The following is a 21114-nucleotide window of genomic DNA, read 5'->3' as shown; positions in this document are numbered from 1 at the left end:
GTGCAGCAATGTATGGAGCTGACTGCTACTAATAGGTCGAGGGCTTGACCAAAGAATCCGGAAACTGAGGATGGAAGATCTGGTAGAGAACTTGGAAGTAAGATGTAAACAGATGATCGTTAATGTGTAGTTTTGAAGGTATAATCCGGAGCATCCGATGCCTACGCATCGAATCCCCATGGTTCTTATCCTTCCTTACTTAAGCGAAGAACGGATATACACAGGATACCATGAGTACATAGGATGAAGTTAAAAATACAAAAGAGTTAGTGCGGTACAAAAGAAATACAAAAGATGAGGCCCCAGGCGTATGCCTGGGGTTATTTTTTGCTGTTTAACAGACTGGAAGTGAGCTAAAGCTCCTTCTTCCACAGCCTGTAGTAAATCAGCCCTACAGAATCCGCCAGCAGCCATCCGATGGGCACGGAACACCAAATGCCCGCAACGCCGAACATCGGAATAGCGGATAATATGTAAGCCAGCGCCACGCGGGTGCCCAAAGAGATTACCGTGAGTATGACGGACATCCCCGGTTTTCCCAGTGCGCGGTACAGCCCATACAGCAGGAAGAGACAGCCGATGCCGCAGTAAAAGGCCCCCTCGATATGCAGGTAACGGATGCCCTCGGAGATGATGGCGGTTTCCTGTTCATTGATGAATAAAAGCATCAGCGGACGGGCAAATATCCATACGGATACGGAGATCACTATGCAAAAGGCCAGAGCGGCAAGCACCGCACCTTTTAAACCGGCCCGGATCCGATCCACCTTTTTCGCTCCATAATTTTGAGCAATAAAGGTGGAAAAGGCGTTGCCGAAATCCTGAACCGGCATGTAAGCGAAGGAGTCAATTTTTACGGCAGCGGCAAAAGCGGCCATGACCGTGGTGCCGAAGCTGTTGACCAGCCCCTGGACCATCAGTATGCCCAGGTTCATCACAGACTGCTGCACACAGGTCAGGAGCGAGAAGCTGCCGATTTCCTTAAGACAGGCGCGCCGTATGCGGCAGTGCCTGCGGCTGATGCGCAGCTGGGGCAGTTTAAACCAGGCATAGAAAGCGATGCCGATTGCGGATACATACTGTGAGATCACAGTGGCTAAAGCCGCGCCGCCGACGCCTTGCTTAAAAACAATCACAAATAGGAGATCTAACAGGATATTCAATACGGCCGAGACCGCCAGGAATATCAGAGGCACAATGGAATTGCCCAATGCGCGCAGCAGGGACGCAAAATAATTATAGAGAAAGGACGCGGCAATTCCACAGAAGATAACAGTGAGATATCCGTGCATCAGCTCCCGTATTTCGGCAGGAACCTGAAGAAAGAGGATGATTTCATCTGTACACAGCGCGGTGACCGCATTCAGGAGAACAGCCAGGGCTGCAATCAGCACAAAGGATGCGAACATGCCCTCTTTCAGCCCATCGTCATCCTGCTGCCCAAAGCGGATGGAGAAAACCGCGCCGCTGCCCATGCATAGCCCCAATAGGATGGAAGTGAGGAAGGTCATCAATGTAAAGGAAGATCCAACGGCAGCCAGAGCGTCGGGCCCAAGAAAGCGTCCGACAATCAGAGTGTCAGCCACATTGTAGCACTGCTGCAGAAGGTTTCCCAATATCATGGGAACGGCAAATGTCAGCATTGTTTTCATCACCGGTCCGTGTGTCAGATCACCGTTCATAGGTAATATTCTCCTTTCAACAATTACAAAACGAAATATAATAATTACATAACGTAACAATTCTAACAGGATATAATTCAAATGTCAATCGTCTGATTGCTTTAGGTATCTTTATACCTTATAATAAAGAGAGTGAGAATTTAAGACAATGCAATGTAGGAGGTAGTATGAATGTTTCTGGACGGATTGGATGAACTGGATCAGAATATCCTGAAACTTCTGATAAAAAATGCGCGGATGTCCTATTCGGATATCGGCCAGCAGGTTGGAATATCAAGGGTGGCCGTTAAAATGCGCATTCAGGCGCTGGAACAGCGCGGTGTGATAGAGGAGTATACAACCGTGATTAACCCGCAGAAGATCAGCGGTGCTGTATCCTGTTATTTTGAAATAGAAACTCTGCCGGAGACTCTGGCACAGGTGACGGAGCTTTTAAACCGCAATGAGACTGTCACCCAGATCTACCGCGTAACCGGAAAAAATAAGCTGCATGTCCATGCTGTAGCCTCTTCCAATGAGGAAATGGAACGGTTGATTCAGGAAACCGTCGATCCGCTGCCCGGCGTGGTCAGCAGCAGCTGTAATATCATTCTTTCACGCATAAAGGATATAAAAGGACTGAGACTCTGATGAGAGAAACGGCTGGGCAAAACCCGCTGAATTTGGATTAAGCTGATCTTTCATGATTTGCCGGGAAACGGAACATACTATTACCTGACTTATAAATTTTAACCGGCTTAATGAAAGGAACGTTATGAAATTCGAAGCAGTATACTACGAACCCTCCAGTTTGTCCTATGATCTTGGCAAAGAGCTGAAAGCGCAGTTTGACGACATCCCCTGGTATCCGATCGAGAGTCACAACGCGATACAGAAGATGCGCGAAAAACCGAACTCTGAGTTCGGCCGTATGAAGCGCAGCCTGGTCGTAGGCATCAGGAAGACTCATAAATATACAGAGAACCATAAGGTGTCAGATTATCTGGTACCCTACACATCATCGGGCTGTACAGCCATGTGCCTGTACTGTTATCTCGTCTGCAATTACAATAAATGCTCCTATCTGCGGCTGTTTGTCAACCGGGAACAGATGCTTGACAAGCTGATCAGAAAAGGGCGGGAGAGCGCTCGGCCCCTCACCTTTGAGATCGGCAGCAACAGTGATCTGGTGCTGGAAAATACAATCACGGGGAATCTTCAGTACACCATCCCATATTTTGCGGAAGCGGACGCCGGACAGCTGACGTTTCCGACAAAATTTCATATGGTGGAACCGCTTCTTGGATTGGACCACAGAGGTAAAACAATCTTTCGGATGAGCGTGAATCCGCAGGAAATCATACGGAAAATCGAACTTGGAACCTCCGGTTTAAAGCTTCGGATAGAAGCGGTGAATGCCATGTGTGAGGCGGGATATCCGTGCGGCCTTCTGATCGCTCCGGTTATTTTGACCGATGGGTGGAAAGCGTTGTATACGGGACTTCTGGAAGAACTGGAAGAAGGGCTGACGGAAAAAATGAAAAAACAGATGTTTTTGGAGATCATTCTGATGACCTATTCCTATGTGCATCGGGCCATAAACAGCGAGGCGTTTCCCAACAGTCCGGATTTATATGATAAGGAAAAGATGACCGGCCGCGGCAGGGGAAGATACTGCTATCGGCCGGAGATCAGGGCGGAAGCGGAAAACTTTTTGCGAAAAGAGATAAAAAGGATCTTCGGCGATGCCAGTATCCGCTATATAAGCTGATTTCATATGTTTGGTACTCTGCTAACGGTTCAGGTACCAGACTCCCAGATTCAGATATGCGGCAAACAGCAGCCAGTAGAGATAGGGGAGCTGCAGTTTCCCAGCCAGGGGACGTATGGCGGCAAACTGCCGGATCATAGAGATAACAAGTGCGATGAGCAGGATGATCCAGAAAAATGCAAACAGTCTCCACTTAAATGTGAAAAAGAAAATGGTCCATAAGAAGTTCGCAGCCAGCTGTGCGGCGTATGTTTTCAGGGCGTGTTCCTTCCTCGGGTCTTCAGAACAGTATATGAGGGCAGAGCCGATGCCCATGAGCACGTACAGGACGGTCCAGACAATCGGAAAAAGAAATCCCGGCGGCGAAAGCAGCGGCTTTTCCAGCGTTTTGTACTCTGCCATCCCGTTCATTCCAAGAAATCCCGAAAGACCTCCGACCAGGAGCGGGATCAGTATCGCGATGATATATGTTTTCTTTTTACACATGGATGATTCCTCCGATCTGCATCATAGTCCGGTGCCTGCCAGAGAAGGCACCTGCAGTACACATTATATGCGTAAATCGGAGGAATTATTTTCGTTCAATGGGAAAAAGGTATTATGCCGCCAGGACGGCCCGCCGCAGGAGGAGAATCCCGCGAGCGGGATTCGTTTTCACTTTAACGGTGCTTCATTAAAAAATGACAGGTGAGGATTCAATTCAGGTTATTTATATAAAGTTCCAGCGCTTCGTAAGCCCTGGGATATTTTTTGATTCGGTCCTCCGGGGAGTATGGAATGGTCCGATCCGCATCTCCGAGAAGTTCAGATATAAATTCAGCGTTCCAAATGCTTTGCCGGTTTGTGCCGCCTTTTTGCAGACTGTAGACTGCAAGAGGCCAGCCGGCCTTTTCCAACCATAGCGATTTAAGATCATCTATCAAACCGACGTTTTCCCGGACATGATTTTTATGAATATATAGAACTTCATTGTGTTCACCTCTATGCGAACAAAAATAATCTGAAGAATCCAGGCCGATCAAGTTACTGATTGCAGATTTGTCGGGATAACCGGCGCCGAAATACCCTTCGGCTATGACGTAACCTATCAGGCAAAACTGACTGTCCTCCAGAGGTATATTCATTTTTATTTGCGGTCCTGACCACGGCTTCCCCATATAGCTGCTGTCTGTAAAAAAGGCGTCATCCAGAGAAAGCTTTGTCCTGCTGAAGAAAGAACGGATGGAGCGCTCTGAACTCGTAATGCCGGGGGACACAGTAAAGAATAAATGTGCCGGCTTTTTTGTATTTATGAGTCCCATGGGTATATAGCCGTCAGGAGTAAACAGAATTTTATCCTGCATACCGTCCAGATACGGATGTGTGAGCACTTTATAGGGCAGATCAAAGGGGTCACAGGTCAGCAGGCGAGCCAGAAGGACGGATTGTATGATTTCCTCCTGTATGTCTGCAGCAGTTATAGGCCGGGCGTTTATTCCTGTAATGCGGTCTCTTTTTAAAGAAAGCGATATTTCTTCGGAATGTTCCCTGATATTTACGGATACCCCGGCATTGTTTGTTTCGGTCAGCAGTCCGTTTACATAGATATTGGAAGGGATCTCCGGGTGCTCTGTATGAAAACGGTAATATGCGGTATTTCCTGTGGACAGAACACAGGTTTTCCAGGCTTTAGTTATTGGATGGTATTCGCAACGGTTCAAACGGCTTTCCGGAATGAATACGATTTCCGGTTCATTTTCGCAGAACCAGTCAGGAACCGTGCGGAGCTGATTCAGCATCTTCTGTGATGTGTTAACGGTTATGACGGTGCCCGATTCCATACCTGACCCGGACTGTCTGAATATATCGAGCTGATCGCTTTCCAGGAGGGCATCGAAGCTGTACTTCATCTGTTCCAAATAGGAAACGGTTTCAACATGGATATTGTCGCCCAACAGAAAAGTGCTCAAAACGCCGATGCCAAATCTTCCGCTGCGAACCACTTTGGGGACAAGGGTATCGGGATCCAGATAATCTTTTTTCCAGGCGGGATCGTATCGGTAGGAGGAGCCGGCAACCATGTAGTAATTTTTAATCACATCTCCGGTCATGCCAATTCCGTTGTCACTCACACGTATAGTTGCATGCCCGTCAGGGCGGCTGATAAATTCCACGACTACCCTGCTATGGTAGCTCTCGCCTTTTGGCCGGCATAGCGCCTGCTTTTCATGGCAGGCGTCTATGGAATTCTGCAGCAGTTCACGTATTCCGTACACGGGCTGGTAATCATAAAGGGGCCCGATTAATAATTTTAACAGTTCGGGATTGGCCCGAAAGGCGATCTTTTCTGTCAGGTAGTTTACACGGTGCTCTGCGCACTCCGTGTTTGTCAGATCAGACTTTATCCTTCGGATACTCAAATGCAGTTTCTCAGGGGACCTGCCATATACATCGCCTAATACGGCCCAGGAGGTATCCAGTTCCCTCTGCATGTCATCCAGCAGCAGCTTCAGGCTTAGAAATATGCTGCTGCTGGATGGGGGGATGGTCTCAATAAATAATAATTCGGGATCACGCGCAGCACCAAAAGCGATATTAACGACACATTGATTTTTTTGCCATTCTCTGACGGAAACAGGACTTTTGAAATGGTACAGCCGTGAGATACTGACAGCGGCCCGATCATCGGAGATATCAAAATAATCTGCTATTCGCAGCAGCACCATCAGATAAAGAACATGTACATCACGTATCTTTAAAAAAGAGCTGCCATACTGCGCCTCCATGGTATCGAGCATTTTCCAGATGTCCTCTCCGTGGGAGCGGGCGATATGACCGACAAGCAGGGAATATTGCGCGGGAAGCACCTGAATGCTGCCATCGGCACAGGGAAAACCGGTACAGGCGATATCAAACGCCATTCTGCAGTGATTGCGGCGCAGAAATTCTCCGATGAAGAGGCGGTCATACAGATTGAGAAGCGCACTGTCAGCCGGTAGTTCATTTGGAGCACAGAGCGTGTGCAGGGCTGAAAAACAATCGACAGTCCCAAGAATTTGCTTGCGGATTTTGTCATTCCAAAGCCGGGCTTCCCGGACATAATCCTCCCATAACTTAGGCCAGGGCCGGTCATTATAAACTTCTGAATAGTCATGTGCAAAGAAGTTTTCTGTGAGGATACGAAGAAATCCTGCATAAGTAATGTGCATGCCCATATCATGATACAGCACAGAAAGGATGTAAACCGCAATATCCCCGGCAGTCAGATCTGCGTCGCTTTCCGGAGGAATCAGCCGGGTGCTTATCTTAAGAATATTGCGGATATGCATCATTTTGTGATTGGTATACTCGGGAAAAAAGAATAAATCATGATCCAGAATATCGCAGTATGCGAGTATAGAGGATTCAAGGGCATAAGCGGTTTTGTGATCGAGCTTGTCAGCCCAGTGTTTCGGTATTACAGAAGCGTTATCCATACAGTACCTCCTGATAGTTTTCAAAGAAGCTTTCTGATATTAAAACTAGCGGATTTAGCAATTGCTCCGGTACTGCCCCGGTGAGATCCCTTCATATTTGCGAAACCAGCGGTTCAGGGTCGCGACACTGCTGTACCCCACCTCGGCGGCGGCTTCACTGACGGAGTACCCCCTGCGTCCGATCAGTTCCTTGACCTGTTCGATTCTCTTTTCATGTATGACATCGATGATGCCTGTATTCGTGGCCTTCATATAGATGGAAGAGAGGTATTTGGAACTCACTCCCAGCGCATCGGCAATATAGGTGATATTCAGATTTTCGTCATGAAGATTCTGATCGATCACCTCGTTGATCCGCATGACCCAGGTGTCGTTCAGGCCGGACTGCGCAGCGCCGTCTGCAGCCTTCTGCGAGATCATGAGGGCCGTGCTTTTCAGTATATGTTCCAGTCTGCCAAAGGAGTTGGCTTTCAGGAACTCATCTGCGGCCTGGTTGCAGTCTGTGGCAAAGATGCCGTGCTGCTGCATATTGCCGGCGGCGGTGATGATGGCGGACAAAACGGAGCCTGCCAGGCACTTGGCGGTGCAGAAGGGCAGGTTCCTGGACGCGATGGAATCCATCCACTGTGCGGTCAGTTCCCCGGCCGCCTCCGTCTGGCCCGTCTGTATCAGATTAATCAGGTGCTTTTCATGATCCGACGAATCGGGCAGGGCATCCCCTTTCTCCGCGGACAGGTCATCCTGAAAGACGATCCGTATATCCTGTTTCATGATACAGTAAGATAACGCGTAGGCGGCTTCCTCGTAGCTGGTGTTAAGCTGCGCGATGCCTTCGTGTATGCCGCTGACGGCAAAATAGTACTGAAACTCACAGGCCGTGCCGAGATATTCCGACAGAGTTTCCAGGGAGGAGTTAAGCAGCTCTTTCCAGTCTTTGAGAACGTCATCCGCGGCGATGATGCAGGCATTGAAATCATAGACATTCGTGCTGTAGATGGATATGCCGTCAGGCAGCATGTCTGTAAGCCGTTGTGTGAACTGCGTCTGATAAAAGGAAGAGTAAGCGCTTTCCGCAAGTTCAGGATGTTTGGCCGGCCATTTTTCGGATACATCCGTTAGCGTGAGGAGCAGCAGATAGTTCTTTTTTAATACTTCCCGCTCGATCTCTGTGATCAGCGATTCCTCCATAGAAGACCAGTTAAGAGTTCCTTTGAGCAGGAGAGAAAGATAATAGGAATAGATCGTTTTGTTCTGTCTCTGTACGACCTCTTCGATCGAAGCATTTTTTTCGTATATCTGCTGCAGCGCTCCGGATACGATCTGGTATTCATTCAGTATTTCGTTTTCCGTCAGCGTGTTATGCTCACGGACGGTGTTGACCAGTTTTTGTACCGGGGAATAATTGCGCCGGGTGAAAAACGCGATCAGAATCAGACCGCCCAGAATACAGCTGGTCAGACTCACCAAAAGCGTTCTGCGAAGAAATATGAGCTGGCTGTCGGCAAAACTGACTTCCACCGCGGATACATAGGTGAGCGGCATCACTTCGGAATTGACACTGCAGTAGTAGCTCTTTCCTTCGGTATCGCTGTCCGGGGACAGGCAGGCCAGCACCTCATTGCCGTTGTCCGTTATATAATAACGGCTTTCGTCTAAAACCGTAAATTTCTTTAAACAGCCTCTAAGCGTGTCCGAATCCAAAAGTACGGCGATATAGCCTGCCGGAGTATAGGCATATGGCAGCGGATAGGTAATGACCAGATACTGCTCCTGACCGTCCGTCAGAGAAAAGATATGGTTCTCGGTCAGATCCAGCCCTTCACAGCGGTTCCATATGGTGCACGCCAGACTATTGTCCTGCTTCCATTCACTGATCCCCTGGCTGTGCCAGATGAGCCTGTTATTCGTGAATATGTAGTAATCGTCGATCAGACTGTCATGTGGCTCATAGGAGCTTAGAGAGCGGTTCATCTGATGCAGCACTGAGGCTTGGGCGTAACTTTCCAGGTAAACGGATTTGCCGGGGGCGTTCAACAGATAATTCACGTTGTCATCCAATGAAATCCGGGAGACGAAATCGCTGATCAGGGATAATTCACCGTCCATATCGCTCTGAAACTTTTCAAGCGATAAACGCTGCGACTCGATGGTCTGGCTGCGGATGGTGGAGACCGCCTGGCGATATGTAAAAAACTGAAAGGCGATGGGAAACAGAAAAATAACCGCATAGGATAAGAGCCAGGAAAAAAGTACGCGGTGGCTGCCGCCCGCTTTTGCAAAACGCTTGTTTTTCATTGGAGAAAGCATCATCGGAAACACCTCATATAATGTAATAACCTCGTTTACGAAAAGAATAAGCTAAGGTATAATGTTCTTATATTATTCTAATCGATTTTGAGATGCCTTTCAAGGAAAAACGGAGGAAGAACAGCGGATGAAACATTTATTACATGCGATGCTTTTTATGGCGGTTATCCTGCTTGCCGGCTGCAGCCAGGACGGAGCGGATTCCAGGGAGGAAGAGAAACGGCCCATAACCCTCTGCTACGAACTGTTTGGCAGCCAGACTGCCGAAGACACCGAGAACGAATGGTACAGGGAGCTGGAGCGCAGGACGGGAGAAAAGATCACGGTTCAGAGGATTCCAAGCGTAAACTATGTGAGCCGCATAGAACGCATGACGACGGCGGACAGCCTGCCGATGGCGGTTGCCGCCAATGACAGCCTGATGTCCTCACCGGTAATGCGCCGCGCCATATCCGCGGGATCATTTTGGAAACTGGATGATTATATAGAGGACTATCCGGCGCTGTATCAGCTGATCGGAGAGCAGTTCTGGGAGTCAGTCCGGATTGACGGTGCGGTTTACGGTATTCCGAGGCTGCGCATCCAGCCGAGAAACGGGCTGTATTACCGGGCGGATTGGGCGCAGCGGCTGGGGATATCCGAGGTGCGCACATTGGAAGATTTTTATCGGATGCTCACCCGTTTTACCTATGAGGATCCGGACGGAAACGGCCGGGATGATACTTACGGCCTGGGTTTTTGCTGGACGGATTATGGAAATAAATCCTGGAACGGTATTGCGACTCTGACCACGGTGCTTGGAGGTCCGAACTATTGGGAGTACAGGGATGGCGCCATGCTGCCTGATTTTTTTACGGAAGAGTATCTGGAGGCGTTAAGGTTTTTTCGCAGGTGCATAAATGAGGGGGTGATGTCAAGAGAGATCTCAATCACAACGGTGCAGCAGCGCCAGAAGGATTTTCTTGAAGGAAATACCGGCTGCTGTTTCGGCTGTATTGATGATGCATTGGGGCTGCAGGCGGAATTGGAAAGCCGGATTCCCGGCGCTTCCCTGGCGGTGATGACCAGTCTGGAGAATGGTGGCAAAAGCAGACGGGTCAATTCTGACAGAGGATATAACGGCATGGTGATGTTTAATAAATCAGGGGAAGGCGGGATACGGACGGAGGAAGAACTGCGCAGGGTGCTGTCTTTTTTCAACAGCCTGTGCGAACAGGAGGATCTGTTTACCTACGGCGTAGAGCAGGTGGATTTTGTACAGAATCCGGACGGATCCAAAGAGCTTCTGAAAATGGAGGACGGAACACTGAAGCTGAATGCGGATATGATGGATTTCACACAGATTTTTACCTTTGACCGCATGACAGGAGCAAGCGAAGACAGCGAGCTGAAACGGCAGCTGGAAAAGGTGATGGAAGAGAGCAGCCCATATCTGGTATTCGACGATGCGGATCTTCTGCAGTCCTCTACTTATATTAAGAAGAAAGAGAGCCTGAACCGGATCATTCAAAATGCATCTATGAGGTATATTTTAGGAGAAATAGGAGATGAGGGATTTAATGCGGCCCTGGAAGAGTGGCTGGAAGCGGGAGGAACAGAGGTTATTTCGGAATTGACGGAGCAGTATGAGCTAAAAAAGAAATAAGCCAATATTCATAAAAAGGATAAGGATGGGAAATCCATCCTTATTTTTTTGTGCAAAAATTCATGATAGATGTAAAAAAGGTGATACTGAGGCTTGACTTGCCTTTTTGATCATCAAAAAATACCGCTCACTTCCGATTTTGATTGTGCAATCCGACATACTAGGCCTGCACATTTATTAAAACTGGCATTACAATAGCAGCATGGCAAAAAAAGCCGAACAAAAAGAGGGAAGGAAGGGATTCTCAAGGTGAATCACAAGCAAAAACAAAAACGGGGTTGGGCGGAGGCCATTCGAAAGGACTGGATCCTCTATCTGATGATTTTACCCGGCATGCTGTATTTCCTGATATTTAAATACGGTCCGATGTTCGGACTCATTACGGCGTTTCAGGATTACAATCCGATGGTAGGGGTATTGAAAAGCTCCTTTGTAGGATTGAAGCATTTTCGGAGGCTCTGGTCCGATCCAAAATTTCTGCAGATATTCGCGAATACCCTGCGCCTGGCAGTCTACAACATAATTTTGTATTTTCCTCTGCCGATCCTGCTGGCGCTGCTGCTCAATGAATTAAAAAATGAGAAGCTGAAGGGAATCATTCAGTCGGTGGTGTATCTGCCCCATTTCGTATCATGGGTTGTGGTGGCCGGCATTTGCTTTACACTGTTCTCTTCACAGAGCGGTGCGCTGACCGGAGTGCTCTCCGGCATTTTTGGCAGGGATGTCAGCGTATTGAGCGAACCGAATTCATTTGCACCGTTGATTACGTTCCAGGTGATATGGAAAGAAGCGGGCTGGGGCACCATCATTTTCCTGGCTGCGTTAGCCGGGGTGGACGTGCAGCTGTATGAAGCGGCGAGGATTGACGGAGCGAACAGAAGACAGCAGATGTGGCATATCACGCTGCCTGCTTTAAAAGGTGTAATCATTACATTGTTGATCCTGCGCATGGGAAGCTTTTTAAATAACGGGTTTGAACAGATCTTCCTGATGCTCAATTCTATGAACCGGGAAGTCGGCGAGGTATTTGATACATATGTCTATCAGATGGCGATCAAAAAAGGCAGAGTCAGTTACGGTACGGCCGTGGGCCTGTTTAAATCCGCAGTCTGTCTGATTCTGGTGGTGATCACAGATAAAATAGCCAAAAAGGCCGGAGAGGAGGGTGTATTCTAGGATGGCAGCGAAAAAAAACAATAAAATTAAGGCGTCCGTTGGGAGCCGTGTCTTTGATCTGGTGAATCTGCTGGTGCTGCTTACAGTGGCCTCAGCCTGTCTGGTGCCGTTTCTGTTTGTAATTGCGGCATCGGTATCCCCGCTGTCAGATATACTGACGAGGAAATTTTTTATCTATCCGATCCATCTGGATTTTTCAACCTACAAATATCTGTTTTCCAGCGTATCTCTGATTAAGAGCATGGGCGTATCCGGTTTTGTGACGCTGGTGGGCACAGTCCTTAGCATGGTGCTGACTCTGATGACTGCCTATGCCCTGTCTAAAGATCATCTGAAAGGACGCGGCTTTTTCAATGCGCTCATTGTTTTTACCATGATGTTCAGCGGAGGCATGATACCGACCTATCTGGTGGTGAACGGCCTTAAGATGACCGATACGCTCTGGGCTCTGTGGCTTCCGGGCTGCATCAGCGCTTATAACACGATACTGATCCGTTCTTCCATCAGTGCGCTTCCTAAGGAGCTGGAGGAGGCCGCTGTGGTGGATGGCTGCAATTATTTTCAGAGCTTCCGGCGCATCGTCCTGCCGCTGATTAAGCCGGCAGTAGCCACCTTTTCCCTGTTTTATGCGGTGGGATACTGGAACGACTATTTCGACGCCGTCCTATATGTAAATAATTCGGAACTGTGGCCGATTCAGGTTTGGCTGCGTCAGATCGTGCTGCTGTCATCCGGCGGATTTTCAGACGCTTCGGCGGTCAGTGACATCGGCTATATACCGCCGCAGAATGTCAGCTATGCGGTTATAGTATTTGCCACGCTGCCGATCCTTCTGGTGTATCCGTTTGTTCAGAAATGCTTTTCAAAAGGCATGATGCTTGGATCTGTCAAGGGTTGATCCCCTTTCAGATAAAAACAAAAAAGGAGAATGTATATGAGAAAAACAACAAAAAAAGGTTTGGCCGCTTTGCTGGCCCTCACAGTTGTGCTGTGCGGGGGATGCGCGTCAAAAGAGCAGAACGCGAAGGAAGCGGAGGGGGACTCTTCCGTCCGGTTAACGATCATGCAGGAGCTGTTTTCGGACCAGGCTCCGGATATGGAGAATAACGCATGGTATAATGCGCTGGAGGAGAAAATGGGCATAGAGATCGAAATCAATTATGTGCCCACACTGTCCTATGAGGAAAAGGTGACAACGCTGATCGCGTCAAAGGGACTGCCTAAGATATTTTCCGCCAACGGCAATGTTTTGATGAACAATAACATGATCCAGGCGATGGATGGGGGCGGATTCTGGACTCTGGACGATTATTTGAAGGATTATCCGAACCTGTACAATTTTATCGGGGAGCAGACCTGGGAAAACTGCAAACGTAACGGTAAAATTTATGGCATTCCCAAGACAAGGATTCTGGGAAGGTGCGGATATGTGATCCGTCAGGATTGGCTTGATAATCTGGGCCTGGATATGCCTGAGACTTTTGAGGAATTCAAAGAGGTGATGAGAGCTTTTACAGAGGATGACCCGGACGGCAATGGCGTCGATGATACTTACGGCTTTGTTTCTTCTTATCAGGGACCGTATAACCGTGAATGGAACGGACTGGAATTTTTGGCTGTGGCCATGGGTGCTCCCAATGAATGGAGATATGAGAACGGTGAGATGGTTCCGGATTTCGCGACGGATCAGTGGCTTACGATGTTAACCTACATAAAGGATATGTATGACAGCGGCTATATGAATAAGGATTTTGCGGAAATCACCGCAAATGACAGAACCAGCGCTTTTGACCAGGGAAAATGCGGCGTGATTTTCTGTACAACCGATGATATCAGCACCCGTTCTGCAAATTTGACTCAGGTTGTGCCGGAGGCGGTGTGCGCGGTTGGTTCCGCGCTTCATTTTGAAGGGGAAGAACCGAAATGTGTTTCTACAAAAGGTTTTAACGGCCTGGTAATGTTTAACCGCTTTGGTGACGGTGCGATACAGACCGAGGAGGAGCTGAAAGAAATCTTAGGCATCTATGACAGTCTGTGTACGCAGGAGTATCAGGATTTCATGGCATACGGTGTAAAAGGTGTTCACTATGAGGTTCAGGATGAAAAGCGGGTTATGATTATGGATCAGGGAACCGGCAAAACACAGCTTAGCGTGGATACCGCCGACGGACTGAATCAGAGTTTTCCCTATCCTCCCTATTTCCGCAAGGACGATGACAGTCAGATGCTGACGGATCTGTATGACTCCATCGAGTACAGAAATCAGCACCTGGTGACCAACGATTCCATCGGGCTGCAGTCGGATACATATGATGAGCTTTCCAGTGAACTGGATAATATGATGATGGATGCGGATGTGAAATACATAATGGGCAGCATCGACGCAGACGGATACAGGAAATGTGTGGACCAGTGGAGAGAACGCGGAGGCGCCGATGTGATCAAAGAATATACGGAGCAGTACGCGGAATATAAGCTGAACGAACAGTAAAGACGTAAGAAACGGAGGGATAATGTGAAGTATTATGAATCCAGAATCCGGACAGTGCTGAATGTGCTGAAGGATGCCTGCAGGACAGAGTATCTGGAAGCAGAACAGATCCGGTACCGCAGCTGCGGTTATGAGATGGACAGTGTGATGAAAGAAGAGATCTCCGGATGGAAGATATTTGAAAAAGGGGATACCTGGGGATCGGAGGACGGACACGCCTGCTTTGCATTATCCTTTCAGATCCCTCCGATCTACCGGGACCGGCCCGTATGGATGGAGGTGCTAACAAACCTGGATAATTACTGGGATACCGATAATCCGCAGTTTTTAGTAAACATAGACGGCAGGAACCGGTGCGGCCTGGATGTCAACCACAGGACCTGCAGGATTTCCCCGCGGGCCGAAGCGGGACAGCGCTATGATGTGCGCCTCTACGCATATCAGAACCACGCTCATTCGGATGTGTCCCTGAAAGTCACCTTTTACGTGCTTAGAGAGGATGTGCAAAAGCTCTTTTACGATCTGCTCGTGCCGTTTGAGGCCGCTGTGCTGCTGCCGGAGGACGGCTATGAAAGACAGCATATGCTGATGCTGCTGAATGAAACGCTCAACTGTCTGGATCTGCGCCGGGTTGGCTCCGAACAGTTTTACAGTTCGGTGAAGGAGGCGGAAGCGTATCTGCAAGCCCGTTATGATAAGCTCTGCTGCCCGCAGCCGGCCGTGACGGAGTACTGCATAGGCCACACACATATTGATGTCGCCTGGAAATGGCCGCTCCGCCAGACCGTTGAGAAGGCGGTGAGGAGTTTTTACACCGTCCTGGAGCTGATGGATCAGTATTCGGAGTACAGGTTTATGTCCAGCCAGCCGCAGCTCTATGAATTTGTTAAGGAAGAAGATCCGGATCTGTATGCGCAGATAAAAGCCGCTGTTAAGGCCGGCCGATGGGAGCCGGAGGGCGGTATGTGGCTGGAACCGGACTGCAACCTGATAAACGGCGAATCCATGGTCCGGCAGCTCCTCTATGGCCGCAGCTTCTTCTGGCGGGAGTTCGGAGTGCGCTGCGAGATCCTGTGGCTGCCCGACGTATTCGGCTACAGCGCATCCATGCCCCAAATCCTGAAAAAATCGGGAATCCGTTATTTCATGACCACAAAAATCAGCTGGAATGAAGTGAACCGGATTCCAAACGATACAATGGTATGGAGAGGGATTGACGGAACCGGTATCCTGACGTATTTCATAACAACTCAGGAGAATAAAAAGACGCCGGGAGAGGATCCGGACGATTTTACCACCACCTATAACGGTGAGATTACGCCCAGCCAGGTATCCGGCTGCTGGGAACGCTACAGCAATAAAGGGATGAATCAGGATATTTTAAACTGCTTCGGCTTCGGTGACGGGGGAGGCGGCGCCACGGCGGACATGCTGGAACAGCACGCCCGGCTGAAAAAGGGCATAACGGGCATCCCGCGGACAAAGCAGGGCTTTGCAAAAGAGTTTTTTCACAGGCTGGAGCATAATCTGAAAGACCGGGATGTGCCGGAATGGTCGGGGGAACTGTATCTGGAGTTTCATAGGGGAACCTATACATCCATGGGCAGAAATAAACGCTATAACCGGCTTTGCGAATGGAAAAACTGTGATGTGGAACAGTTTTCTGTGCTCGGCCGTCTGCTGCGCACCGGTCTTTTATATCCGAGGGAAGACCTGAACCGGTGCTGGAAGCTGACCCTGCTGAACCAGTTTCACGATATCCTGCCGGGTTCTTCGATAAAAGAGGTTTATGAAGACTCAAAAACCCAGTATGAAGAAATATTGAGGACGGACAGGCAAAATATTGAGAAAGCGCTGCGGGCTGTGGCGGACAGGATTCCGGCCTCCGGCAGGAGCGCAGTTGTGTTCAATCCCCTGTATACGGCCGGAGAAGGAATGATCCGGATTGATTCAAATGTGCCTGTGTCCCTAAGGCGGGACGGTGCGGTATATCCGGGGCAGCCGGCCGAAGACGGAGGTTATCTGTTCTGGGTTGACGGGATTTTGCCCAAAGGGTACGGCGTGTTTTCCGTTGAGCCGGCGTCTGCCGGGACAGATAAAACCCCGGTTAAGGCAGAAGACGGCGTGATTGATACGCCGTATTACAGGATACGGCTTAATGAGCAGGGGTATCCGGATTCCATCTATGATAAAGAGGCCGGTAGGGAGCTGGTACAGCAAGGAAAATGTGTCAATGAGCTTCAGATATTTGAGGACCGCCCTTCCCAATACGATAACTGGAACCTGGATGCCTCCTATCGGGAAAAAATGTGGGGCGCCAGGCTGCAGACAGGGCCGGAGGTGGTGGAGACCGGACCTGTGCGGACCTGTATCCGGACCGTGCGCCATTTTCTGGACTCCAGGATACAACAGGACATGATCGTGTATCCGAAATCGCGGAGAATTGATTTCGTTACGGACGTGGACTGGAGGGAAAGCCAGCTGTTTTTAAAGGCCGCATTTCCGCTGGAGATTACGGCGGGCTGTGCTGTGTATGATATCCAGTTCGGCAGTCTGGAACGTCCCACACACACGAATACCAGCTGGGAACAGGCAAAATTCGAAGTCTGCGCCCACAAATGGGCGGATCTGTCCGAGTACGGATACGGAGCGGCCGTTCTGAATGACTGTAAGTACGGGTACGATATCCACGGTTCAGTGATCCGGCTGTCCCTTCTAAAATCCGGCATATATCCCAATCCGGATGCGGATAAGGAGAAACACCGCTTCACCTATTCCCTATATCCTCATATGGGAGGATATAGGGAGGGGAAGGTGATAGAAAAGGCATATGAGCTGAACTGCCCGCTGTATGCGGTGCTTACGGGCCCTCATGCGGGCAGCCTGCCTGCAAGCTATTCCATGATAAGTGCCGACCGGGAAAATATTGTGATCGAGAACGTTAAGGAAGCGGAAGATTCGCAGCGGATTGTGATCCGAACCTATGAGGCGTGGGGAAAAAGGACCGCTGTGCGTTTTCGTATCGCAGAGGAGATGGGGGAGCGGGTCTTTGACGCCTCTCTGATGGAAGAGGAGGAACAGCAGATCGAATGCGTAAACCATATGTTTACTGCAGAGTACGGTCCGTATGAGATAAAGACATTTTTGATCGGAGAGCAATAGATTTCAGCTGTTGTGCATCTCCCGATACTGGCTTGGAAAACAGCCGGTATACTTCTTAAATACATTTACAAAATAATTGGTGCTGTTATAACCGATCCGCTCTGCGATTTCATGTACGGTGCACCCGGTCTCATTCAGCAGCATTTTGGCCTTTTTGATGCGCACCTGATTTAAATAGCTGGAGAAGGACTGGCCGGTAGCTTCCTTAAAAATCCTGCCAAGATAGGCTGCGTTGGCGTTAAATTCAAAGGAAATGGTCTGCAGGCTGATGTCTTCTTTGTAATGCGCCTCCGCATAGTTGTGCATCCGTTCAATCACAGGACTACCCGCGCCCTTGCAGCTGTTTTTCAGCCGGAAAAATTCGGAAGTGGTATCGGATATCCAGCGATACAGGGCCGGGCGCGAACGAAACGAAGCCGCTTTTTTGTACAGAAGGTCCGTAGGGAGCAGCAGATCCAATGTATCCAGATGCAGATAACGGGCGGCATCGGCTAATGAAAAAAAGATGCGCAGGGTAGCGGCCTGCAGATAATCGTAGGAATAGGCGCGGTAATCATAATCCCGTCCATAGATCTGCTCGAGTATCTTCTCCGCCTTGCCCGGATCGTTTTGCAGGAGCGCTTGATAGTAGATCTCCATATCAGAGCTTGGGGGTGCGCTGTATTTTTCATGCTCCGGCCTGGGAATGCCGTAACTGATCATATGGCAGTCAGGACTCATCAGACTGTAATTCTGCAGCTGTTTGGCAGTTCTGTAACTGTCGTTTACGTTTCCGGAGCCTTTGACGGCTTTTCCGACAGTGAGAAGGCCGGACAGCAGAGCCCCGGAGGAGAACCTGCCGGCGAGCTGTTTTACCGCCTCCTCAAGTCCGGCGGGGTCCTCTTGCGACTGTATCAAGACCAGATCCCCGTCAAGATCCCGGAACCTATAGGAATTTTCGGATACAGGCAGTGCTGCGTTTGAATCGGCGGCATCCGGCACGCGCAGCACGCAGACCTGATAATAAACACCGTTTACAGGCAGTTCCAGAAAGTTCATCCTTTCTTCCAATTCTCTACGGGTGATGCGCCCGGTCGCCCATCGAAGCAGTACATTTTCTTTCAGGATATTTTCGGAAGGCAGCAGCAAATTCCGGCTGCCCTGTTCCAGCTTTTCCACAATATTCTCCAGAGTCCGGGACAGTTCGTTCTCATTTACCGATTTAATCAGATAGTTCTCTATATCCAGATGAAGAGCCTGTTTCATATAAGGATAATCATCATACCCGCTTAAAATAATGCAGCGTATGTCGTAGCCTTTCCCGCGTATCCAGCGTATTAAGGAGATGCCGTCCACCCCGGGCATTTTAATGTCGGTGAGCAGGATGTGCACCGTATGACAGATGATATAATCCATGGCATCTTTTCCGTTTGACACTGCTGCGGTGATTTCAAGTCCGAGGGATTTCCAGTCCACGATGTAATGCAGTCCTTCCAGTATAAACGGATCGTCATCAGCAAGCAAAACTTTGAACATAATTTTCCATCTCCTTTACAGTCATATAGGGTATGCGAATGGTTACCGTTGTACCTTCGCCGGGAATGCTGTCCAGACCGACGCCGTAGCCGCAGCCAAAAATCCCGGTGATGCGCTGGTGGACGTTGGAGAGGCCGATCCGATTTTCCTGGGGGGAGGTCTGGGTGTTCAACTGAATCTTCAGCTGGTTCAATCGTTCCGGTGAAATGCCTGTGCCGTTATCCTTTATCCGAATCAGGATATCCCCGCCCTCCTGGCCGATCGCTATGAGGATCGCGTTGTGGGCGCTGCCGGGTGCAAGGCCGTGACAGAGCGCATTTTCAATGATGGGCTGCAGTATATGCCGTATGATTCCGCATTCCTGGACATTCTCGTCCACCTCGATCTCTGTGTCAATCTTATCCTTATAGCGGTATGAGGTGAGCTCCAGATACAGACGGCAGGTATCCAGCTCTTCCGGTATACCGGTGACAAAACCGGTTTTCAGACTTTGTTTAAACAGTGTGGACAGCAGATAGACCATCTGCGCGACATCCCTGTTGCCAAAGGAGAGTGCTCTCATCCGGATGGATTCCAATGTATTATAGAGAAAATGGGGGTTGATCTGTGTCTGAAGCGCATACAGCTCGGCGGCCCTCTGTTTTAATTCGGCGTCTTTTCTTAGAATCTCACTGGACTGTGCTTCAATCTGGCTGATGTAAACCTCTTGTATCATATGTTCCAGCCTGCCGCACATATCGTTCAGATTATCCGAGATCAGCGAAAGCTCATCTGTCTGGCCGGGGGACTTAATGCGCACCGTCAGATTTCCGGACCGGATTTCACGTATGGCGCAGCAGATGGCGGAAATCCTGCGGAAATACTGTCTGGAAAACAGCAGGATGCTGAACAGAGATACGGCGGTGAGCGTCATAATCCCAGCATAGATAAAAGTTTTCTGTGGCTTAAGGGTCCTGTAGATGCTGTGCAGAGGATGAACGGATACAAAATACAGATCCAGGCTGCCGTTATATTCCAGGTTCGTATACAGTTCACCGTCCTCCATGCCGCCCGGGGGTATATCGTCTGCTGTCAGGCGGGAAAATCCGGGATAGGGCTGACCGGTCAGCGCCGTCGAAGAATCATAGATGACGGTGCCGTGGGAATCCAGGATGTACAGGGTGGAGGAAGGAAATTCGGAAGAATAGTCCGCAAGTTCATCCTCCATGCTCCTGCAGGAGAAATCCACCAGAATACACCCGGGGTCCGCCGCCAGGTCCGTACTCTTTATGCGGCATACCATGGGAATTACCGGTCCGCTGTAGGGGGAAAGGACACTGGTGTAAGCGGGAAATAAGGTGACTCCGTAATCCTTTGCCGTCTTCTGATATCCGTTCATCTGTTCCCGGAGCGCATCCTCCAGATTTCTTCTCCGTTTCGCCTCTTTATTCAGCAGATAGATGCTCTGATCCCCGTAAATTTCCAGCGCAATATTCACTATATCTTTATCGGATGAAAAATGAAACTGTAGAAATTCGTCCAGCGTTGAAGCGAAATTCTGCCTTACATGTGTGTCATCTGCAGGCGAGGTCAGATAAGACGGTATGATGCTGTAATATTTATTCTTATAGAGGGAGGCGAGGATGCGTTGGGAAGTGATGTATTTCTCGTTGATATAGTTGTTCATGCGGTTGATCGCCCGGATGCTCTCTGTCTGCAGCGTATTCCCAGCCTTTTGATTGAGATATTGGCTGCTGTAAATCAATATTGCTGTGAAAGAAATAAAAAGCACAACTGCGAAAAACAGTATGAGTTTAGAGAAAACAGAGCTTTTGATTTTTGTGTACATAGTAGTCCCCCCGCCGTATCTTCCATAGAGTGCCGTATTTTACTTTAACATAAAGGAAGGGTAAAAATCAACAAAATCCATAGATGAGAAAGTGCATAAGTAT

Annotated in this window: 13 protein-coding genes; 7 read left to right on the top strand and 6 right to left on the bottom strand. The window is 49.2% G+C overall.

What is annotated here, in order from left to right; translation table 11 throughout:
• Nucleotides 1–353: 353 nt before the first annotated feature.
• Nucleotides 354–1682 (bottom strand): MATE family efflux transporter, encoded by a 1329-nt coding sequence (locus tag DWZ56_RS22045; RefSeq protein ID WP_118558788.1) that lies wholly within the window; start codon nt 1680–1682, stop codon nt 354–356.
• Between the two features lie 171 nt (nt 1683–1853).
• Here DWZ56_RS22045 and DWZ56_RS22040 point away from each other — a divergent pair, with 171 nt between their 5' ends.
• Entirely contained in the window at nt 1854–2312 is a 459-nt protein-coding gene (locus DWZ56_RS22040; RefSeq protein ID WP_118558787.1) for an Lrp/AsnC family transcriptional regulator, read from the top strand.
• Nucleotides 2313–2436: 124 nt separating this feature from the next.
• Nucleotides 2437–3432 (top strand): SPL family radical SAM protein, encoded by a 996-nt coding sequence (locus DWZ56_RS22035; protein ID WP_118558786.1) that lies wholly within the window; start codon nt 2437–2439, stop codon nt 3430–3432.
• Between the two features lie 21 nt (nt 3433–3453).
• On the opposite strand, the gene DWZ56_RS22030 is transcribed toward DWZ56_RS22035, so the two are convergent.
• The 3 genes from DWZ56_RS22030 to DWZ56_RS22015 all read right to left on the bottom strand — a co-directional run bounded on the left by DWZ56_RS22030 (nt 3454) and on the right by DWZ56_RS22015 (nt 9182).
• On the bottom strand, nt 3454–3918 hold the full coding sequence (locus DWZ56_RS22030) for a TspO/MBR family protein (protein ID WP_118558785.1): 465 nt from the start codon (nt 3916–3918) through the stop codon (nt 3454–3456).
• 209 nt (nt 3919–4127) lie between these two features.
• On the bottom strand, nt 4128–6887 hold the full coding sequence (locus DWZ56_RS22020; protein ID WP_118558783.1) for an HD domain-containing protein: 2760 nt from the start codon (nt 6885–6887) through the stop codon (nt 4128–4130).
• Nucleotides 6888–6941: 54 nt separating this feature from the next.
• Nucleotides 6942–9182 carry a helix-turn-helix domain-containing protein gene (locus tag DWZ56_RS22015; protein ID WP_158584693.1) on the bottom strand — a complete coding sequence of 747 codons (2241 nt, stop codon included), beginning with the start codon at nt 9180–9182 and terminating at the stop codon, nt 6942–6944.
• 139 nt (nt 9183–9321) lie between these two features.
• On the opposite strand from DWZ56_RS22015, the gene DWZ56_RS22010 reads away from it, so the two are divergent.
• The 5 genes from DWZ56_RS22010 (at nt 9322) to DWZ56_RS21990 (ending at nt 17668) form a co-directional block, all read left to right on the top strand.
• Nucleotides 9322–10839, top strand: coding sequence for an extracellular solute-binding protein (locus tag DWZ56_RS22010; RefSeq protein ID WP_118558781.1), 1518 nt, complete (start codon nt 9322–9324; stop codon nt 10837–10839).
• A gap of 249 nt (nt 10840–11088) precedes the next feature.
• Nucleotides 11089–12015: an ABC transporter permease gene (locus DWZ56_RS22005; protein WP_199679633.1), complete on the top strand. Its 927-nt coding sequence runs from the start codon at nt 11089–11091 to the stop codon at nt 12013–12015.
• Nucleotide 12016: 1 nt separating this feature from the next.
• On the top strand, nt 12017–12913 hold the full coding sequence (locus DWZ56_RS22000; protein ID WP_118558780.1) for a carbohydrate ABC transporter permease: 897 nt from the start codon (nt 12017–12019) through the stop codon (nt 12911–12913).
• A 36-nt stretch (nt 12914–12949) separates the two neighbouring features.
• Nucleotides 12950–14506: an extracellular solute-binding protein gene (locus DWZ56_RS21995; RefSeq protein ID WP_158584692.1), complete on the top strand. Its 1557-nt coding sequence runs from the start codon at nt 12950–12952 to the stop codon at nt 14504–14506.
• A gap of 24 nt (nt 14507–14530) precedes the next feature.
• Nucleotides 14531–17668, top strand: a complete 3138-nt coding sequence (locus DWZ56_RS21990) for an alpha-mannosidase (protein WP_118558778.1) — start codon at nt 14531–14533, stop codon at nt 17666–17668.
• Nucleotides 17669–17671: 3 nt separating this feature from the next.
• Here DWZ56_RS21990 and DWZ56_RS21985 read toward each other — a convergent pair whose 3' ends face one another.
• Entirely contained in the window at nt 17672–19183 is a 1512-nt protein-coding gene (locus tag DWZ56_RS21985) for a response regulator (protein WP_118558777.1), read from the bottom strand.
• Nucleotides 19161–21011 carry a sensor histidine kinase gene (locus tag DWZ56_RS21980; protein ID WP_118558776.1) on the bottom strand — a complete coding sequence of 617 codons (1851 nt, stop codon included), beginning with the start codon at nt 21009–21011 and terminating at the stop codon, nt 19161–19163. The genes DWZ56_RS21985 and DWZ56_RS21980 overlap by 23 nt, the downstream gene beginning before the upstream one ends.
• Nucleotides 21012–21114 lie beyond the last annotated feature (103 nt).

It is taken from the genome of Lachnotalea sp. AF33-28 (assembly GCF_003477885.1).
Lineage (GTDB): Bacteria > Bacillota > Clostridia > Lachnospirales > Lachnospiraceae > AF33-28.
This window is presented reverse-complemented; position numbering and strand designations above follow the sequence as displayed.